This window comes from Streptomyces sp. NPDC004051, from assembly GCF_053604275.1.
Map to the genome: position 1 here is coordinate 141,048 of NZ_JBSGHG010000004.1, position 16,325 is coordinate 157,372.

Consider the following 16,325-nt stretch of genomic DNA (forward strand, 5'->3'; position numbering starts at 1 on the left):
CGTGGCGGAGGACCGGGAGTGCCCGGAGGTCAGTTCAGCGTCGCCGGGTCCGGGCCCAGCCGGCGGCCCTCGTCGAGGGCGCTGATCGCCGCGAGGTCCTCGGTGTCCAGGCTGAACCCGAAGACGTCGATGTTCTCCCTGATGCGGGACGGCGTCACCGACTTGGGGATGACCACGTTGCCGAGCTGGATGTGCCAGCGCAGCACGACCTGGGCGGGGGTGCGGCCGTGCTTCTGCGCGATGGCCACGATCGCCGGCACCTCCAGCAGGCCCTTGCCCTGGCCCAGCGGCGACCAGGCCTCGGTGGCGATGCCCTGCTGCGCGTGGTACTCGCGGGCGGCACGCTGCTGAAGGTGCGGGTGCAACTCGATCTGGTCGACCGCCGGCACGACCGACGTCTCGGCGATCAGGTGCTCCAGGTGCTCGCGCTGGAAGTTCGACACGCCGATGGCGCGGACCCGGCCCTCGGCGTAGAGCTTCTCGAACGCCCGGTACGTGTCGACGTAGCGGCCCCGGGCCGGCGTCGGCCAGTGGATCAGGTACAGATCCACATGGTCCAGCCCGAGCTTCGACAGGGACGCGTCGAAGGCGCGCAGGGTGGAGTCGTACCCGTGGTCGGTGTTCCAGAGCTTGGTGGTGACGAAGAGGTCCTCGCGGGGGAGCCCCGAGGCCGCGATCGCCCTGCCCGTGCCCTCCTCGTTGCCGTAGGCCGCCGCGGTGTCGATGCTGCGGTAGCCCGCCTCCAGTGCCGCCGCGACGGCCGTCTCGGCCTCCGCGTCCGGCACCTGCCAGACGCCGAAGCCCAGTTGGGGCATCTCGACGCCGTTGTTCAGGGTGATCGGGGGGACCTTGCTCACGAGCTCTCGATCCTTCGGGTTGTGATCGGATGACACGCCCATCGTCAACGATCACGGCCCCCGATGCATTCCGGACGGCACGATTCACCTGCGGTACGGCGCCCCCGCCTCCGCAGCCTCCTCCGCCTCTCCCGTCTCCGCGGCTTCCTTCTCGTGCGCCTTCTCGACCGCCCCGCGCTTCAACCGGTCCCCGCCCGACAGGATCGCCGCCGCCAGCGCGTGCGCCGCACCCCGCGCCGAGGGGCGCCGCCGGCCGTGCGCCACCACGAAGTCCACCCGGCCCGGCTCCGGCAGCCCCGCCCGGTCCGGCACCCGCACCAGCCCCGGCGGGATCAGCCCGCGCGAGTGCACCATCACGCCGAGCCCGGCGCGGGCCGCCGCGAGCAGGCCGTTGAGGCTGCCGCTGGTGCACACGATCCGCCACTCGCGGCCCTGCCGCTCCAGTGCCCGCAGTGCGAGCTCCCGGGTGATGCCCGGCGGCGGATAGACGATCAGCGGCACCGGGCGGTCCGGTTCCAGGCGCAGCCCCCGCGCGCCGACCCACACCAGCTCGTCGCGCCACACCAGCTCGCCCCGGGTGTCCTTCGGCCGCCGCTTGGCCAGCACCAGGTCCAGTTCGCCCGCGGCCAGCTTCTCGTGCAGCGTGCCCGACAGCTCGACCGTGAGCTCCAGGTCGACCTCCGGGTGCTCGTACCGGAACCGCTCCAGGATCTCCGGCAGCCTGGTCAGGACGAAGTCCTCCGACGCGCCGAACCGCAGCCGGCCGCGCAGCCGGGTGCCGGCGAAGAACTGGGCCGCCTGCTCGTGCACGTCCAGGATCCGCCGGGCGAAGCCGAGCATCGCCTCGCCGTCCTCGGTGAGCTCCACGGAATGGGTGTCCCGGGTGAACAGCTGCCGCCCGGTGGCCTCCTCCAGGCGCCGCACGTGCTGGCTGACCGTCGACTGCCGCAGCCCGAGGCGCCGGGCGGCCCGGGTGAAGGACAGCGTGTGCGCCACGGACAGGAACGTCCGCAGCTGCGTCGGGTCGTACATGTCGTGCAGGTCGTACCCCTCGGTCTCGGCCACCCCGGCAGGCTATCGCGAAACGTGATGACAGTGAGAGCGGTGTACGGGATTCCCGATCACGACGGGAGGGAGCAGGATGGAGAGGAGCTCCCCCGTGCTCGCGCGGGGGAGCCCCGAAGAACGATCGAGCGACGCGAAGAGTCCCCGAATGAGTGGAGCAAGTGGAACACCGTGAAACGCCCGCACCGGCCGAGTCGGACGCCGATCGACCCGTACATCCTGCTCCTGCTCGGGACGGTGGGCCTGGCCGCACTGCTCCCGGCGCGCGGCACCGGCGCCGCTCTCGCCTCCGGCGCCTCCACCGCCGCCATCGCCCTCCTCTTCTTCCTCTACGGCGCCCGGCTCTCCACCCGTGAGGCACTGGACGGACTGAGGCACTGGCGGCTCCACGGCACCGTCCTGGCCTGCACCTTCCTCGTCTTCCCGCTGCTGGGCCTGGTTGCCCGCGGGTCCGTCCCGGTCCTGCTGACCGATCCCCTCTACCAGGGTCTGCTCTTCCTCACGCTCGTCCCGTCCACCGTCCAGTCGTCCATCGCCTTCACCTCCATCGCCCGCGGCAACGTGCCCGCCGCGATCTGCGCCGGCTCCTTCTCCTCGCTCGTCGGCATCGTGGCGACCCCCCTGCTCGCGGCGGCGCTGCTGGGCGGGGGCGCCGGCGGGTTCTCCGCCGACTCGGTGACGAAGATCGTGCTGCAGCTGCTGGTGCCGTTCGTCGCCGGGCAGGTGCTGCGCCGCTGGATCGGGGGGTTCGTCACCCGTCACCGCAAGGTGCTCGCCCTGGTCGACCGGGGCTCGATCCTGCTCGTCGTCTACACCGCGTTCAGCCAGGGAATGGTGCGGGGCGTCTGGAGCCAGGTGAGCCCGGCCCGGCTGGGCGGACTGCTCGCCGTCGAGGCCGTCCTGCTGGCCGTGATGCTGCTGCTGACCTGGTACGGCGCCAGGGCGCTGAAGTTCGGCCGGGCGGACCGGATCGCGATCCAGTTCGCGGGTTCGAAGAAGTCGCTGGCCGCCGGACTGCCCATGGCCAGCGTGCTGTTCGGCGCGCAGGCCTCGCTGGCCGTGCTGCCGCTGATGCTGTTCCACCAGATGCAGCTGATGGTCTGCGCGGTGATCGCCAAGCGCCGCTCGCACGACCCCGGGTCCCTCGACGCGGGGATCGCCGAGGAGGTGGACGTCACCGTCCGGAGCCCAGCCGGACCGTCACGAACCGGGGCCGGTACAGGGACACGTTCCGGCTGAGCGGCACCGCGGCGCCGGACGGCTCGAGCAGGTTGACGTCGTAGCTGAGCACCAGCCGTCCGTCGTCGCTCAGTTCCGGGTGGGTCTGCGGGTTGTACGCGCCGGTCCCACCGTGCGGCAGCGCGGGAGCGAACTCCTTCCCCGGTCCGTGCCACGGGCCGGCGGGGGAGCAGGACCAGTACGACGTCACCGTGGTCAGCCCCTCGACACCCGCGGCCATCGTGAACAGGACGTACCGCCCGTCGTCCCGCACCACGGAGAAGGCGCTGCCCACGCCGGTGCGGTGCCCGTCGCCGAGCACCGGGCGCGGACGGGCGCGGGTCTGCCAGGCCGAGCCGTCCCAGTACTCCCAGGCCGCCGGATCGGCGAGCCCGCCCTCCACGACCCGCGCCACGTACGCGTGGGAGGCCCCGCGGGAGACGGCCCGACCGTCGTCGCCGCCGAAGACGTACGTCCAGCCGTCCTCCTCTATCAGGGTGGTGCCGAACAGGACCCGGCGGGACGGATCGGAAACGCTCCGCTGGTCGAGCACCTCCACCACCGACTCCAGGCGCAGATCGGGCAGGGAGAGCGTGGCGACCTCGGTGGCGGTGGGCACTCCGTAGATCCACGGGGACTGCCCTGCGGCACGCACCCACAGCACGACCCGGACGACCCGTTCCGCGGAGCCGGGGGAGCGGGGCTCGACCCGGGCGGCGACCGGCCAGCGCCACTGGTCCGGCGCGGGGTCGGGGAAGAGCGGGGCGGGGAGGGTGGCCTCCAGCCGGCCCTCGCGCATCAGCACCGCCGAGTTGCGCACCAGCGGAGTGGCGGGGTCCCGCCAGGCGTGGGGCTCGCCGACCGGGTTGGGCGGGCCGTACACGTGGCCCAGGTAGGTGTCGGAGAACAGCCACAGCAGCCGGCCGTCGGGCAGCCGCACCGAGTGGGTGCCGTCGCCGCCCGTCCAGTCGTCGGTGCGTGCGGCGTCGTCGCCGTAGCGGGCGAACTCGGCGGTGAGGGCGTCCTCCGCCGCCCAGGAGGCGACGGTGCGCGGCGCGCAGACACCGTCGTCCCGCCCCCGGTCCTCGTTCTCCGGCAGGACGAGAAGCAGCACGGCGCCGAGGACCAGCGCCAGTGCCGCCGCGAGCAGCAGACGCGTCCCGGCCGCCGTCCTCCTCCATGAACCCGCCCCTGCTCGTACGCCTGCTCGTGCTGTGTCGTCGGGCACGCTCCGGGACGTTAGTGGCCGGAGTGGCCCGGGTCCACGGCGCGGCGGTCACGCATCGAGGCGGGGCCCCCACGGCGCAGGGGGCGCTCCCCGCCGGGAGGGACCCCGCCGCCGTGCCGCGGGGGACCGGTCAGCCCTGGGCGACCGCGGTCCGCAGGACGACACGGTCCTCACCCGCGTACACGTTCATGGAACTGCCCCGCAGGAACCCCACGAGGGTCAGCCCCGTCTCCGCCGCCAGGTCCACGGCCAGCGAGGACGGCGCCGAGACGGCCGCCAGCACCGGGATGCCCGCCATGACCGCCTTCTGCGCCAGCTCGAAGGAAGCCCGGCCGGAGACCATCAGGACGGTCCGGGACAGCGGCAGGTCCCCGTGCTGCAGCGCGCGGCCGACCAGCTTGTCGACCGCGTTGTGCCGGCCCACGTCCTCCCGCACGTCCAGCAGCCCGCCGTCCTCGTCGAACAGGGCCGCCGCGTGCAGGCCGCCCGTCCGGTCGAAGACCCGCTGGGAGGCGCGCAGCCGGTCGGGCAGGGCGGCCAGCAGCTCCGGGGTGAGGCGCAGGGGCGGGCTGTCGGCGATCGGGTGGCGGGCCGTGGTGCGCACCGCGTCCAGGCTCGCCTTGCCGCACAGGCCGCAGGACGAGGTCGTGTACACGTTGCGCTCGAGCGTGATGTCCGGGATCTGCACGCCGGGGGCGGTCTGCACGTCGACCACGTTGTACGTGTTCGACCCTCCCCCACTCTCGGCTCCGCTCGAGCGGGAGGTGCCCCCACGCGTGGCCCCCGCGCAGTACACCACGTTCCGCAGATCGGAAGCCGTCGCCAGGACGCCCTCGCTGACCAGGAAGCCGACGGCCAGCGCGAAGTCGTCACCCGGGGTGCGCATCGTGATCGCCAGCGGCTTCCCGTTCAGCCGGATCTCCATGGGTTCCTCGGTGACGAGCGTGTCCGGGCGGGTGGACACCACCCCGTCGCGGATGCGGACCACCTTGCGTCGTTCTGTGACTCGTCCCATGTCCCCAGTCCCCGGTCTCCTGGTCGTTCCTGGTGTCAGTCCCGGTTCTGTACGTGCTGGTGGCCGAAGCGGCCCTTGATGCACAGGTTGCCGTGGGTCACCGGATTGTCGTGCGGTGAGCTGACCTTCACGATCTCATTGTCCTGTACGTGCAGCGTGAGGTTGCAGTCCACTCCGCAGTACGCGCACACCGTCGTCGTCCGCGTCTGCGCCGCCTCGTTCCAGGTGCCCGCCGCCCGCATGTCGAACTCCGACTTGAACGACAGGGCGCCCGTCGGGCACACCTCGATGCAGTTCCCGCAGTACACGCACGCCGACTCGGTCAGCGGACCGTCGTGCTCGACCGCGATCCGCGCGTCGAAGCCACGGCCCGCGACCGAGATCGCGAAGGAGTTCTGCCACTGCTCGCCGCAGGCGTCCACGCACTTGTAGCAGAGGACGCACTTGCCGTAGTCGCGCACGTACAGGTCGTTGTCGACCCTCGGCTCCTCGTCGAGGCGGGCCGCGTCCGGGCCGAAGCGGTCCGGTTCCGCCTCGTACTCCTTGATCCACTCGGCGGCCCGCGGGGTCGTCGACAGGTCGACGGAGGAGGCGAGCAGTTCGAGGACCACCTTGCGGCTGTGCCGGGCCCGCTCGGTGCCGGTGCGCACCTCCATGCCCGGCTCGGCCCTGCGCGAGCAGGCCGGGACCAGCGTGCGCGAGCCCTCGACCTCCACCACGCACACGCGGCACGCGTTCTTCGGCGTCAGCGTGTCGCCCTCGCACAGCGTCGGGACGTCCTTCCCGGCCGCCCGGCAGGCGTCCAGGATCGTCGACCCCTCGGGCGCCCGGACCGGCTCGTCATCCAGGGTGAACTCCAGCAGGCGGCGGGGGATCCCCAGCGGTGTCACGGTCATTCGTAGGCCCCCAGACGGTCGATGGCAGCGGTTTCGCCGCGGCCCGGCGTATCTGAAGGACCTCTTCGGCACCTACCGGGTCGGCGCCATCCACGGACGGCTGCTCACCGCGTGGTCCACGGCCGGCGTGCTCGGGCCGCTCATCGTGAACCGGGTCGCCGACCGGCAGGAGGAGGCGGGGAAGCACGGCTCGTCGCTGTACGGGCTGTCGTTCCTCGTCATGATCGGCCTGCTCGTGGTCGGTTTCGTCGCCAACGAACTCGTCCGGCCCCTGCACCCCCGCCACCACGTCCCCAGCCCCGACCCGACGGAGGAGGCCGCCGATGACCGGCGACAGCAGCACGAGTCCGCCTGACGCGGGCGGGACCGGCCCCGCCCGCCGCGGGCTGATCACCTTCGCCTGGCTGTGGGTGGGGGCACCGCTCACCTACGGGCTGTACGAACTCGTACGGAAGGCGACACAACTGTTCACCGGATGACGGGTGGTGTCCGGACGCATCCGAACGCGTGTCCGGACGTCCGCGGGGCTGACCGAAGCCGACAAGCCCGACGCCCGATTCCTGTCGCATCACCTGTCGGTGTACCCGCCAGTCACTGACCAGACTGATGGATCCCGCAACCGCAACACGAGGGGGACCCACCCATGATCGGCTCGCGCATCGTCGCCGTCGGCCACTACCAGCCCGCCCGGGTGCTCACCAACGAGGAGCTGGCGGGCATGGTCGACACCAGCGACGAGTGGATCACGAGCCGGGTCGGCATCCGCACCCGTCACATCGCGGGCCCCGAGGAGCCCGTCGACGAGCTGGCCGCCCACGCCGCGGCCAAGGCGCTGGCGGCGGCCGGCCGCACCCCCGCCGAGATCGACCTGGTGCTGGTCGCCACGTCCACCGCGATCGACCGCTCGCCCAACATGGCGGCCCGGGTCGCCGCCCGCCTCGGCATTCCCGATCCGGCCGCGATGGACGTCAACGTGGTGTGCGCCGGGTTCACCCATGCGCTGGCCACCGCCGACCACGCCGTGCGGGCCGGTGCCGCGCGCCGCGCGCTGGTCATCGGCGCCGACAAGATGTCCGAGGTGGCGGACTGGACCGACCGCTCCACCTGCGTGCTCGTCGGCGACGGGGCGGGCGCCGTGGTCGTCGAGGCGGCCGAGACCCCCGAGGAATCCGGGATCGGGCCCGTGCTGTGGGGCTCGGTGCCGGAGATGGGCAACGCGGTGCGGATCGAGGGGACGCCGCCGCGGTTCGCGCAGGAGGGGCAGAGCGTGTACCGCTGGGCGACCACGAAGCTGCCGGCCATCGCCCGTAAGGCCTGCGAGAAGGCGGGACTGGCGCCGGAGGAACTCGCCGGCGTGGTGCTGCACCAGGCCAACCTGAGGATCATCGAACCCCTCGCCCTCAAGATCGGCGCCGTCAACGCCGTCGTCGCCCGCGACGTCACCGAGTCGGGCAACACCTCGGCCGCGAGCATCCCGCTCGCCTTCGCCAAGCTCGTCGAGCGGGGCGCGGTGGCGACCGGCGACCCGGTCCTGCTGTTCGGCTTCGGCGGGAACCTGTCGTACGCGGGGCAGGTCGTCCGCTGCCCCTGAAGACCCGCCCCGCGGGGGTGTGACGCGATCGACTCCCCTCTCCCCGGCATACGGGCCCCGTGGACTGTAGACGAAAGACAATCACTGCTGGCGGCGCCGAACGACCGGCCGCACGGCCGGTCGCGGGCCGCCGAGGAGGGGGGACCGTGATGCTGTCGACCGGACTGCCCCAGGGGGCGGTGCCCAAGCTCGAACGACCGGGACCGCTGCGGGACCGGGTCTACGAGACACTGCTCGAGCTCATCACCACGCGCGCCCTCCGGCCCGGCCGGCATCTGGTCGAGAGCGAACTCGCCGGTCACCTCGGGGTCTCCCGGCAGCCGGTGCGCGAGGCGCTGCAGCGGCTGAACACCGAGGGCTGGGTCGATCTGCGCCCCGCGCAGGGCGCGTTCGTGCACGAGCCCACGGAGCAGGAGGCCGACCAACTCCTCACCGTGCGCACGCTGCTGGAGGCCGAGGCCGAGGCCGCCAGGCTCGCCGCGCTCAACGCCGACAGCGCGGGCATCGAGGCCCTGGAGGAGATCCTGGCGCTGGGCCTGGAGGCCGTCGCCTCCGACGACGTGGACGCCGCCGTCGTCCTCAACGCCCGCTTCCACACCAAGATCATGGACCCGGCCGGCAACGCGGTCCTCGCCGAACTCGCCGCCCAGGTCGGCCGCCGGGTGCGTTGGTACCACGCCCCCGTCGCCCGGCAGCGCGGCGGGCAGTCCTGGGCCGAGCACCGCGACCTGATCGCCGCCGTCGCCGCCCGCGACGAGCGGCTGGCCGAGCGGCTCATGCGCGAACACACCGAGCACACCCGGCGCTCGTACCTCGCGCAGGCGAAGTCCTGACGACACCGGCGTCCCGACCGGAGCCCCGGGGCGCGGGGACCCTGCCCCGGGAAGGGTCCCGCGCGGCTCCGCCCGGGACCCTTTGTCCTGTGAGTGGAAAAAGTGGGGGCCAATTCCTGCGCGACTTCTTCCCACCTCCGGCAGCCGCTGCTACGTTCCCTCCGAAAGCACGCCACACACGTGGCCGGAATCCGGCGCGCACAGGCCGACAGAGGCGGGGAGGGGTCCGTGAGACGTATGACCGCACGACCCGCGAACGCGCATCAGGCCCGACTGCTCCGGCTGTTGCGCGACGGTGGCCCCCACTCCCGTGCCCAACTGGGCGACCAGGTCGACCTCTCCCGGTCGAAGCTGGCCGTGGAGGTGGACCGGCTGCTGGAGACGGAACTCGTCGTGGCCGACGGACTCGCCGCCTCGCGCGGCGGCCGGCGTTCCCACAACATCCGTCTCAACCCGCACCTGCGCCTCCTCGGCGTGGACATCGGCGCGACCTCGGTCGACGTCGCCGTCACCAACGCCGAACTGGAGATCCTCGGACACCTCAACCAGCCCATCGACGTCCGTGACGGACCGGTCGCGGTGTTCGAGCAAGTCCTGGCCATGGCAGCGAAGTTGAAGGCCACCGGGCTCGCCGAGGGGTTCGACGGCGCCGGTATCGGCGTCCCGGGCCCGGTCCGCTTCCCCGAGGGCGTCCCGGTGGCGCCGCCGATCATGCCCGGCTGGGACGGCTTCCCCGTACGGGAGGCGCTCAGCCAGGACCTCGGCTGCCCGGTCATGGTCGACAACGACGTGAACCTGATGGCGATGGGGGAGCAGCACGCGGGCGTCGCCCGCACCGTCGGCGACTTCCTCTGCGTCAAGATCGGTACCGGCATCGGCTGCGGCATCGTCGTCGGCGGTGAGGTCTACCGCGGTACGACGGGCAGCGCCGGCGACATCGGGCACATCCAGGCCGTCCCCGACGGCCGCCCGTGCGCCTGCGGCAACCGGGGCTGCCTGGAGGCCCACTTCAGCGGCTCGGCCCTCGCCCGGGACGCGATGGAGGCCGCCGAACAGCGGCTCTCCGCCGAACTCGCGAGCCGCCTGGAGACGAACGGCACGCTCAGCGCCGTCGACGTCGCCGCCGCGGCCGCCGCGGGGGACGCCACCGCCCTCGACCTGATCCGCGAGGGCGGCAACCGCACCGGCCAGGTCATCGCCGGCCTGGTCAGTTTCTTCAACCCCGGCCTGGTGGTGATCGGCGGCGGGGTGACCGGTCTCGGCCACACCCTGCTCGCCGCCATCCGCACCCAGGTCTACCGCCAGTCGCTGCCCCTGGCGACCGGCAACCTGCCCATCGTCCTGGGGGAGTTGGGCCCCACCGCCGGAGTCATCGGCGCGGCCCGGCTCATCAGCGACCACCTGTTCTCACCCGCGTAAGCAGCCCACGGCACCACCGCACGGAACAGCGCACCCGCACCACGTACGGCTCCGCCGCTCCATCCTGCTCCGCCGCTCCACCCCTGCTCCGATGCTCCGCCCCCGCTCCGCCGCGCTCCACCCTGCCCTGACAACGTCGGCCCGACCGCGCCCTGACACCGGCCCGCACGCCCGCCGAGGGGAATCCGCATGGCACCCGAACCACCGCTGCTCAGCATGTCCGGCATCACCAAGTCGTTCCCCGGCGTCCGGGCCCTGGACGGCGTCGACCTCGACGTCCAGGCCGGCGAGGTGCACTGCCTGCTCGGCCAGAACGGCGCCGGAAAGTCCACCCTGATCAAGGTGCTGGCCGGCGCCCACCAGCCCGACACGGGCACGATCCGCTGGCGCGGGGAAGAGGTCACCCTGCGCTCGCCGATCGCCGCCATGCGCCTCGGCATCGCCACCATCTACCAGGAACTCGACCTGGTGGAGCACATGACGGTCGCCGAGAACGTCCACCTCGGCCAGGAGCCGACGACCGCCGGGTTCGTGGTCCGCCCGAGAACGTCCAGGGAGGCGACAGGCCGGCTGCTGGCCCGCCTCGGGCATCCGGAGATCGAACCGGCCAGGCCGGTGGGGGAGTTGTCGGCGGCACAGCAGCAGATCGTCTCGATGGCGCGGGCGCTCTCGCACGACGTGCGCCTCATCGTGATGGACGAACCGTCGGCGGCGCTCGACCCGGACGAGGTCGAGAACCTCTTCCGCATCGTCGACGATCTCACCGCCGACGGAGTCGCCGTCGTCTACATCTCGCACCGCCTTGAGGAGATCCGGCGCATCGGGGACCGGGTGACCGTGCTGAAGGACGGCCGGGCCGTCGCGGGCGGGCTGCCCGCGAAGTCCACCCCGACCCGCGAGGTGGTCTCCCTGATGACCGGCCGCGACGTCGAGTACGTCTTCCCCCCGCGGCCCGGCTCCGCGCCGACCGGCGAACCGGTGCTGACCGTCGAAGGGCTGTCCCGCAAGGGCGAGTTCGCCCCCCTCGACCTGCAGCTGCGCCCCGGGGAGATCGTCGGGCTCGCCGGTCTGGTCGGCTCCGGGCGCTCCGAGATCCTGGAGACCGTCTACGGGGCCCGCAGACCGGACACCGGCCGTGTCCTGGTCGACGGACGCCCGCTGCGGCCGGGCAGCGTCCGCGCCGCCGTGCGCGCCGGGATCGGGCTCGCCCCCGAGGAACGCAAGGCGCAGGCCCTGCTCATGCTGGAGTCCGTCACCCGCAACGTGTCGGTCTCCGCCATGTCCCGCTTCTCCCGGGCCGGCTGGATCGACCGGGGCGCGGAACTGGGCGCCGCCCGCGCCGCCACCCGTGAGCTGTCGCTCCGGCCGGACAACCCGGACGTGCCCGTGCGCACCCTGTCCGGCGGCAACCAGCAGAAGGCCGTGCTCGCCCGCTGGCTGCTGCGCGGCTGCCGGGTGCTGCTGCTGGACGAACCCACCCGCGGCGTCGACGTCGGCGCCCGCGCCGAGCTGTACGCGGTCGTCCGCCGCCTGGCGGACGAGGGCCTAGCCGTACTGCTCGTCTCCAGCGAGGTGCCCGAGGTGCTCGGCCTCGCCGACCGCGTCCTGGTGCTCCGGGAAGGCGACGTCGTCCACACGGCGCCCGCCCGGGAGCTCGACGAACACCGTGTACTCGACCTGGTCATGGAAGGAAGCCCGGCGTCATGACACAGCCCGTCTCCCCGCCGCGGGAACGCACCGACAAGGTGCCCGCCACCGGCGAAACACCCGCCTGGCGCGCCGTGTTGTTCCGCGCCGACCTCCGTACGCTGTCCCTGCTCGGCGTGCTCGCCGTACTCGTCCTCATCGGCGGCATCACCAGACCCGACGAGTTCCTGGACACCCGCAACCTCCAACTCGTCCTCACCCAGGCCTCCGTCATCGGTGTGGTCACCGTCGGCATGACCTTCGTCATCACCTCCGGCGGCATCGACCTGTCGGTCGGCGCGATCGTCGCCCTGTCCTCGGTGTGGGCGACCACCGTCGCCACCCAGGAGTTCGGCTTCGCCGGCATCCTGTTCACCGCCGTCCTCGTCGGAGTGGGTTGCGGCCTGGTCAACGGGGTGCTCATCGCCTACGGCGGGATGGTCCCGTTCATCGCGACGCTCGCCATGCTCGCCTCGGCCCGCGGCCTGGCCCTGCTGATCACCGACGGGCGGACCCAGGTGGTCACCGTCGACGGGGTCCTCGACCTCGGTGAACGCGACTCCTACGTCCTCGGCGTCCCGCCCCTGGTCCTGGTGTTCGCGGCGGTCACCGTCATCGGCTGGCTGATGCTCAACCGGACCACCTTCGGGCGCCGCACCGTCGCCGTCGGAGGCAACCCGGAGGCGGCCCGGCTCGCCGGCATCGATGTCCGCCGCCAGCGGCTCTACCTCTACCTGCTGTCCGGACTGTGCTGCGGCATCGCCGCCTTCCTGCTGATCGTCCTGGCCGGCTCCGGCCAGAACACCAACGGCAACCTCTACGAACTCGACGCCATCGCCGCCGCGATCATCGGCGGCACCCTGCTCACCGGAGGCCGCGGCACCATCGTCGGCTCCGTGCTGGGCGTCCTGATCTTCACCACGATCACCAACATCTTCGCCCTGAACAACCTGCAGAGCGACGTCCAGCAGATCGCCAAGGGCGCGATCATCGTCGCCGCCGTGCTGGTCCAGCGCCGTACCGCGAGCACGACCTGACGAAAGGGTTCACCGCCATGCCAGAGCCGACGCCTTCCACGAGCCGCAGAGGGCTGCTCTTCGGAGCCGCCGCCGTGTCCGCCGGTGTCCTCGTCACCGGCTGCACCAGCAACGAACCGAGCGACGCGAAGCCGACCGCGAACGACCAGCCGGTGGCCGACGACAAGCCCGGCAAGCCGGTCACCATCGGCTTCGCCGGACCGCAGGCCGACCACGGCTGGCTCAACGCCATCAACGACCAGGCCAAGAAGCGCGCCGAGAAGTACTCCGACGTCACCATGGAGACCACCGAGGGCTCCAACGACACCGCCCAGCAGATCGGCCAGATCGAGACCCTCATCAACAAGAAGGTCGACGTCCTGGTGGTGCTGCCCGCCGACGGCAAGGCGCTCACCCAGGTCGGGCTGAAGGCGATGCGCGCCGGCATCCCCGTCGTCAACCTCGACCGCATCTTCAACACCCCGCAGGCCTACCGCTGCTGGATCGGCGGCGACAACTACGGGATGGGCCTGAACGCCGGGCACTACATCGGCGAGAAGCTCAAGGACACTCCGGACGCCCGGGTCGTCGAACTGGCCGGCCTGGACAACCTGGAACTCACCAAGCAGCGCACCCAGGGCTTCGACGACGCACTGAAGAACTACCCCAACATCAAGAAGGTGGCCCGCCAGGCCGCCGAGTTCACCGTCGAGTCCGGTCAGGCCAAGATGGCCCAGCTCCTCCAGGCACAGTCGAAGTTCGACGCGCTGTGGAACCACGACGACGACCAGGGCGTGGGTGCGCTGCGCGCCGTCGAACAGGCCGGTCGGGACGACTTCCTGATGGTCGGCGGCGCGGGCGCGCTCTCCGCCTTCGAGGCGATCAAGGCGGACGACGGCGTCCTGAAGGCGACGGTGCTGTACCCGCCGTCGATGGCCGCCTCCGCGATCGACCTCGCCCGTGCCCTCGGCCAGGGCAAGGGGATCGGCGGCCTCGCCGAGTTCGAGATCCCCACCTCGCTGACCTGCTACTCGGCCGTGGTCGACAAGGAGAACGTCGACCAGTACATGTCCACCGGCTTCAAGTGACGAGCCCCGCCCCACGGGCCTGACCGGCCCACCGGGCGGGGCCCACCCCCGCCCGCCACGACGACGAGGAGGACATCCGTATGGCACAGCCGCAGCAGTCAGAGGGGGCAGACGGCGCGGGAACGGGGAAGCCACCCCTGCGCGTCGGCATGGTCGGCTACGCCTTCATGGGCGCCGCCCACTCCCAGGGCTGGCGCACCGCGGACCGCGTCTTCGACCTGCCGCTGAGCCCCGAACTGGCCGTGATCTGCGGCCGGGACGCCACCGCGGTGCGCGCGGCGGCCGACCGCCACGGCTGGGCGGACACCGAGACCGACTGGCGTGCCCTGGTCGAACGGGACGACGTCGACCTGATCGACATCTGCACCCCGGGCGACAGCCACGCCGAGATCGCGCTGGCCGCCCTCGCCGCGGGCAAGCACGTGCTGTGCGAGAAGCCCCTAGCCAACACCGTGGCCGAGGCCGAGGCGATGGTCCGTGCCGCCGAAGAGGCCCAGGGACGGGGCCGGTTGGCGATGGTCGGCTTCAACTACCGCCGGATTCCCGCGACCGCGCTGGCCCGGCGGATGGTGGCCGAGGGCCGCATCGGCACCCTGCGGCACGTACGGGTGGCGTACCTCCAGGACTGGCTGGTGGACCCCGCGTTCCCGCTGACCTGGCGGCTGCGCCGGGAACAGGCCGGCTCCGGCTCGCTCGGCGACCTCGGCGCGCACATCGTCGACCTGGCCCAGTACCTGGCGGGGGAGCCGCTGGCGGGCGTCTCCGCGCTCACCGAGACGTTCGTCCGCCGACGGCCGCTGCCGACCGGGCCCACCAGCGGACTGGCCGCCGTCGATGCCGTCGGGGCCACCGGCACCGGCGAGGTCACCGTCGACGACGCGGCCCTGTTCACCGGCCGCTTCGCCTCCGGCGCCCTGGCCTCCTTCGAGGCCACCCGGTACGCCACCGGCCGCAAGAACGCCCTGCGCATCGAACTCAACGGCGAGCACGGCTCGTTGGCCTTCGACCTGGAACGGCTCAACGAGCTCTCCTACCACGACGGCACCGAGCCCGGCGCACACGCGGGGTTCCGCCGCATCCTCGTCACCGAACCCGACCACCCCTACCTGGACGCCTGGTGGCCGCCGGGCCACGGCCTCGGCTACGAGCACACCTTCGTGCACCAGGCCCGTGACCTGGTCCACGCCGTCGCCGACGGCCGCACACCCGAACCCTCCTTCGCCGACGGGCTGCAGGTGCAACGCGTGCTCGCGGCCGTGGAGGAGAGCGCCGAGAAGAACTCCCTCTACACGACGATCGCCGCCTGAGGAGGACGGAGACCGATGCCGCGCAACTTCACGCTGTTCACCGGACAGTGGGCGGACCTGCCACTGGAGGAAGTCTGCCGACTCGCCCGGGACTTCGGCTACGACGGCCTCGAACTCGCCTGCTGGGGAGACCACTTCGAGGTCGACAAGGCACTCGCCGACCCGTCCTACGTCGCCTCCCGGCACCAACTCCTCGACAAGTACGGCCTCAGGTGCTGGGCGATCTCCAACCACCTGGTCGGCCAGGCGGTGTGCGACGCCATCATCGACGAACGCCACCAGGCCATCCTGCCCGCCAGGATCTGGGGCGACGGCGAACCCGAGGGCGTACGGCAGCGGGCCGCCGCCGAGATCAAGGACACCGCGCGCGCCGCGTCCCTCCTCGGCGTCGACACCGTCATCGGATTCACCGGATCGGCGATCTGGCACCTGGTCGCCATGTTCCCGCCCGCCCCCGAGTCGATGATCGACCGCGGCTACGAGGACTTCGCGACGCGCTGGAACCCGATCCTGGACGTCTTCGACGCCGAGGGCGTGCGGTTCGCGCACGAGGTGCACCCCGGCGAGATCGCCTACGACTACTGGACCACCGTGCGCACCCTGGAGGCGGTCGACCACCGGCCGGCCTTCGGACTCAACTTCGACCCCTCCCACTTCGTGTGGCAGGACCTCGACCCGGTCGGCTTCCTGTGGGACTTCCGTGACCGGATCTACCACGTGGACTGCAAGGAGGCCCGCAAGCGCCTCGACGGCCGCAACGGCCGCCTCGGCTCCCACCTGCCCTGGGGCGACCCCCGGCGCGGCTGGGACTTCGTCTCCGCCTGCCACGGCGACGTCCCCTGGGAGGACGTCTTCCGCATGCTGCGCTCCATCGACTACCGGGGCCCCGTCTCCGTCGAGTGGGAGGACGCCGGCATGGACCGGCTCCAGGGCGCCCCGGAGGCGCTGAACCGGCTCAAGGCGTACGACTTCGAGCCGCCCAGCGCGTCCTTCGACGCCGCGTTCAGCAGCTGAACCGCGCGCCCGACGGCAGGTCGGGAGAGGGGGCCGGAGCATCCGCCGGCCCCCGGCCCGGCCTGCCCGGATCCCGCTTTGTCCTGTGCCGG

The 16,325-nt window shown here is 72.2% G+C and carries 15 protein-coding genes and 1 pseudogene; 11 read left to right on the forward strand and 5 right to left on the reverse strand.

Annotated features, from left to right (window positions below):
- Positions 1–29 precede the first annotated feature (29 nt).
- A complete protein-coding gene (locus tag ACWEQO_RS07645; protein ID WP_361452363.1) occupies positions 30–857 on the reverse strand; it encodes an aldo/keto reductase in 828 nt (275 codons plus the stop codon).
- 84 nt (positions 858–941) lie between these two features.
- Entirely contained in the window at positions 942–1,889 is a 948-nt protein-coding gene (locus ACWEQO_RS07650; RefSeq protein WP_452980268.1) for a LysR family transcriptional regulator, read from the reverse strand.
- A 204-nt stretch (positions 1,890–2,093) separates the two neighbouring features.
- On the opposite strand from ACWEQO_RS07650, the gene ACWEQO_RS07655 reads away from it, so the two are divergent.
- On the forward strand, positions 2,094–3,161 hold the full coding sequence (locus ACWEQO_RS07655) for a bile acid:sodium symporter family protein (protein WP_452979999.1): 1,068 nt from the start codon (positions 2,094–2,096) through the stop codon (positions 3,159–3,161).
- Here the strand turns inward: ACWEQO_RS07655 and ACWEQO_RS07660 are convergent.
- From ACWEQO_RS07660 to ACWEQO_RS07670, 3 genes are all read right to left on the reverse strand, one after another.
- A complete protein-coding gene (locus tag ACWEQO_RS07660) occupies positions 3,097–4,368 on the reverse strand; it encodes a DUF4185 domain-containing protein (RefSeq protein WP_452980002.1) in 1,272 nt (423 codons plus the stop codon). The genes ACWEQO_RS07655 and ACWEQO_RS07660 overlap by 65 nt on opposite strands.
- A 130-nt stretch (positions 4,369–4,498) precedes the next feature.
- Complete coding sequence (gene fdhD / locus ACWEQO_RS07665; RefSeq protein ID WP_452980005.1) at positions 4,499–5,383, reverse strand: formate dehydrogenase accessory sulfurtransferase FdhD; 885 nt, start codon at positions 5,381–5,383, stop codon at positions 4,499–4,501.
- Between the two features lie 35 nt (positions 5,384–5,418).
- Positions 5,419–6,279 carry a 2Fe-2S iron-sulfur cluster-binding protein gene (locus ACWEQO_RS07670; RefSeq protein ID WP_452980008.1) on the reverse strand — a complete coding sequence of 287 codons (861 nt, stop codon included), beginning with the start codon at positions 6,277–6,279 and terminating at the stop codon, positions 5,419–5,421.
- Positions 6,280–6,322: 43 nt separating this feature from the next.
- On the opposite strand from ACWEQO_RS07670, the pseudogene ACWEQO_RS07675 reads away from it, so the two are divergent.
- From ACWEQO_RS07675 to ACWEQO_RS07720, 10 genes and pseudogenes are all read left to right on the forward strand, one after another.
- Positions 6,323–6,634, forward strand: a pseudogene (locus ACWEQO_RS07675) (MFS transporter); the annotation flags it as partial.
- Positions 6,603–6,758 (forward strand): MFS transporter small subunit, encoded by a 156-nt coding sequence (locus ACWEQO_RS07680; RefSeq protein WP_361452378.1) that lies wholly within the window; start codon positions 6,603–6,605, stop codon positions 6,756–6,758. The pseudogene ACWEQO_RS07675 and the gene ACWEQO_RS07680, both read left to right, overlap by 32 nt.
- 164 nt (positions 6,759–6,922) lie before the next feature.
- Positions 6,923–7,870 carry a beta-ketoacyl-ACP synthase III gene (locus ACWEQO_RS07685; protein ID WP_361452380.1) on the forward strand — a complete coding sequence of 316 codons (948 nt, stop codon included), beginning with the start codon at positions 6,923–6,925 and terminating at the stop codon, positions 7,868–7,870.
- Positions 7,871–8,019: 149 nt separating this feature from the next.
- Positions 8,020–8,703: a GntR family transcriptional regulator gene (locus ACWEQO_RS07690; RefSeq protein ID WP_452980271.1), complete on the forward strand. Its 684-nt coding sequence runs from the start codon at positions 8,020–8,022 to the stop codon at positions 8,701–8,703.
- A 237-nt stretch (positions 8,704–8,940) separates the two neighbouring features.
- Positions 8,941–10,122, forward strand: a complete 1,182-nt coding sequence (locus ACWEQO_RS07695; RefSeq protein ID WP_361452383.1) for an ROK family protein — start codon at positions 8,941–8,943, stop codon at positions 10,120–10,122.
- A 189-nt stretch (positions 10,123–10,311) separates the two neighbouring features.
- Complete coding sequence (locus ACWEQO_RS07700) at positions 10,312–11,829, forward strand: sugar ABC transporter ATP-binding protein (protein ID WP_361452386.1); 1,518 nt, start codon at positions 10,312–10,314, stop codon at positions 11,827–11,829.
- The gene (locus tag ACWEQO_RS07705) at positions 11,826–12,845 is read left to right on the forward strand and encodes an ABC transporter permease (protein ID WP_361452389.1); all 1,020 of its coding nucleotides are present in this window, start codon (positions 11,826–11,828) and stop codon (positions 12,843–12,845) included. Before ACWEQO_RS07700 ends, ACWEQO_RS07705 begins: the two co-directional genes overlap by 4 nt.
- A gap of 17 nt (positions 12,846–12,862) precedes the next feature.
- Entirely contained in the window at positions 12,863–13,912 is a 1,050-nt protein-coding gene (locus ACWEQO_RS07710; RefSeq protein ID WP_361452392.1) for a substrate-binding domain-containing protein, read from the forward strand.
- An 80-nt stretch (positions 13,913–13,992) separates the two neighbouring features.
- Entirely contained in the window at positions 13,993–15,219 is a 1,227-nt protein-coding gene (locus tag ACWEQO_RS07715; RefSeq protein ID WP_452980014.1) for a Gfo/Idh/MocA family protein, read from the forward strand.
- Positions 15,220–15,234: 15 nt separating this feature from the next.
- The gene (locus ACWEQO_RS07720; protein WP_452980017.1) at positions 15,235–16,233 is read left to right on the forward strand and encodes a sugar phosphate isomerase/epimerase family protein; all 999 of its coding nucleotides are present in this window, start codon (positions 15,235–15,237) and stop codon (positions 16,231–16,233) included.
- Positions 16,234–16,325 lie beyond the last annotated feature (92 nt).

Bases quoted from the DNA above. Each gene is read 5' to 3' on its own strand.
- ACWEQO_RS07650 (WP_452980268.1), bottom strand. From the start codon at position 1,889: ATGTACGACCCGACGCAGCTGCGGACGTTCCTGTCCGTGGCGCACACG.
- fdhD (WP_452980005.1), bottom strand. From the start codon at position 5,383: ATGGGACGAGTCACAGAACGACGCAAGGTGGTCCGCATCCGCGACGGG.
- ACWEQO_RS07670 (WP_452980008.1), bottom strand. From the start codon at position 6,279: ATGACCGTGACACCGCTGGGGATCCCCCGCCGCCTGCTGGAGTTCACC.
- ACWEQO_RS07680 (WP_361452378.1), top strand. From the start codon at position 6,603: ATGACCGGCGACAGCAGCACGAGTCCGCCTGACGCGGGCGGGACCGGC.
- ACWEQO_RS07685 (WP_361452380.1), top strand. From the start codon at position 6,923: ATGATCGGCTCGCGCATCGTCGCCGTCGGCCACTACCAGCCCGCCCGG.
- ACWEQO_RS07690 (WP_452980271.1), top strand. From the start codon at position 8,020: ATGCTGTCGACCGGACTGCCCCAGGGGGCGGTGCCCAAGCTCGAACGA.
- ACWEQO_RS07695 (WP_361452383.1), top strand. From the start codon at position 8,941: ATGACCGCACGACCCGCGAACGCGCATCAGGCCCGACTGCTCCGGCTG.
- ACWEQO_RS07700 (WP_361452386.1), top strand. From the start codon at position 10,312: ATGGCACCCGAACCACCGCTGCTCAGCATGTCCGGCATCACCAAGTCG.
- ACWEQO_RS07705 (WP_361452389.1), top strand. From the start codon at position 11,826: ATGACACAGCCCGTCTCCCCGCCGCGGGAACGCACCGACAAGGTGCCC.
- ACWEQO_RS07710 (WP_361452392.1), top strand. From the start codon at position 12,863: ATGCCAGAGCCGACGCCTTCCACGAGCCGCAGAGGGCTGCTCTTCGGA.
- ACWEQO_RS07715 (WP_452980014.1), top strand. From the start codon at position 13,993: ATGGCACAGCCGCAGCAGTCAGAGGGGGCAGACGGCGCGGGAACGGGG.
- ACWEQO_RS07720 (WP_452980017.1), top strand. From the start codon at position 15,235: ATGCCGCGCAACTTCACGCTGTTCACCGGACAGTGGGCGGACCTGCCA.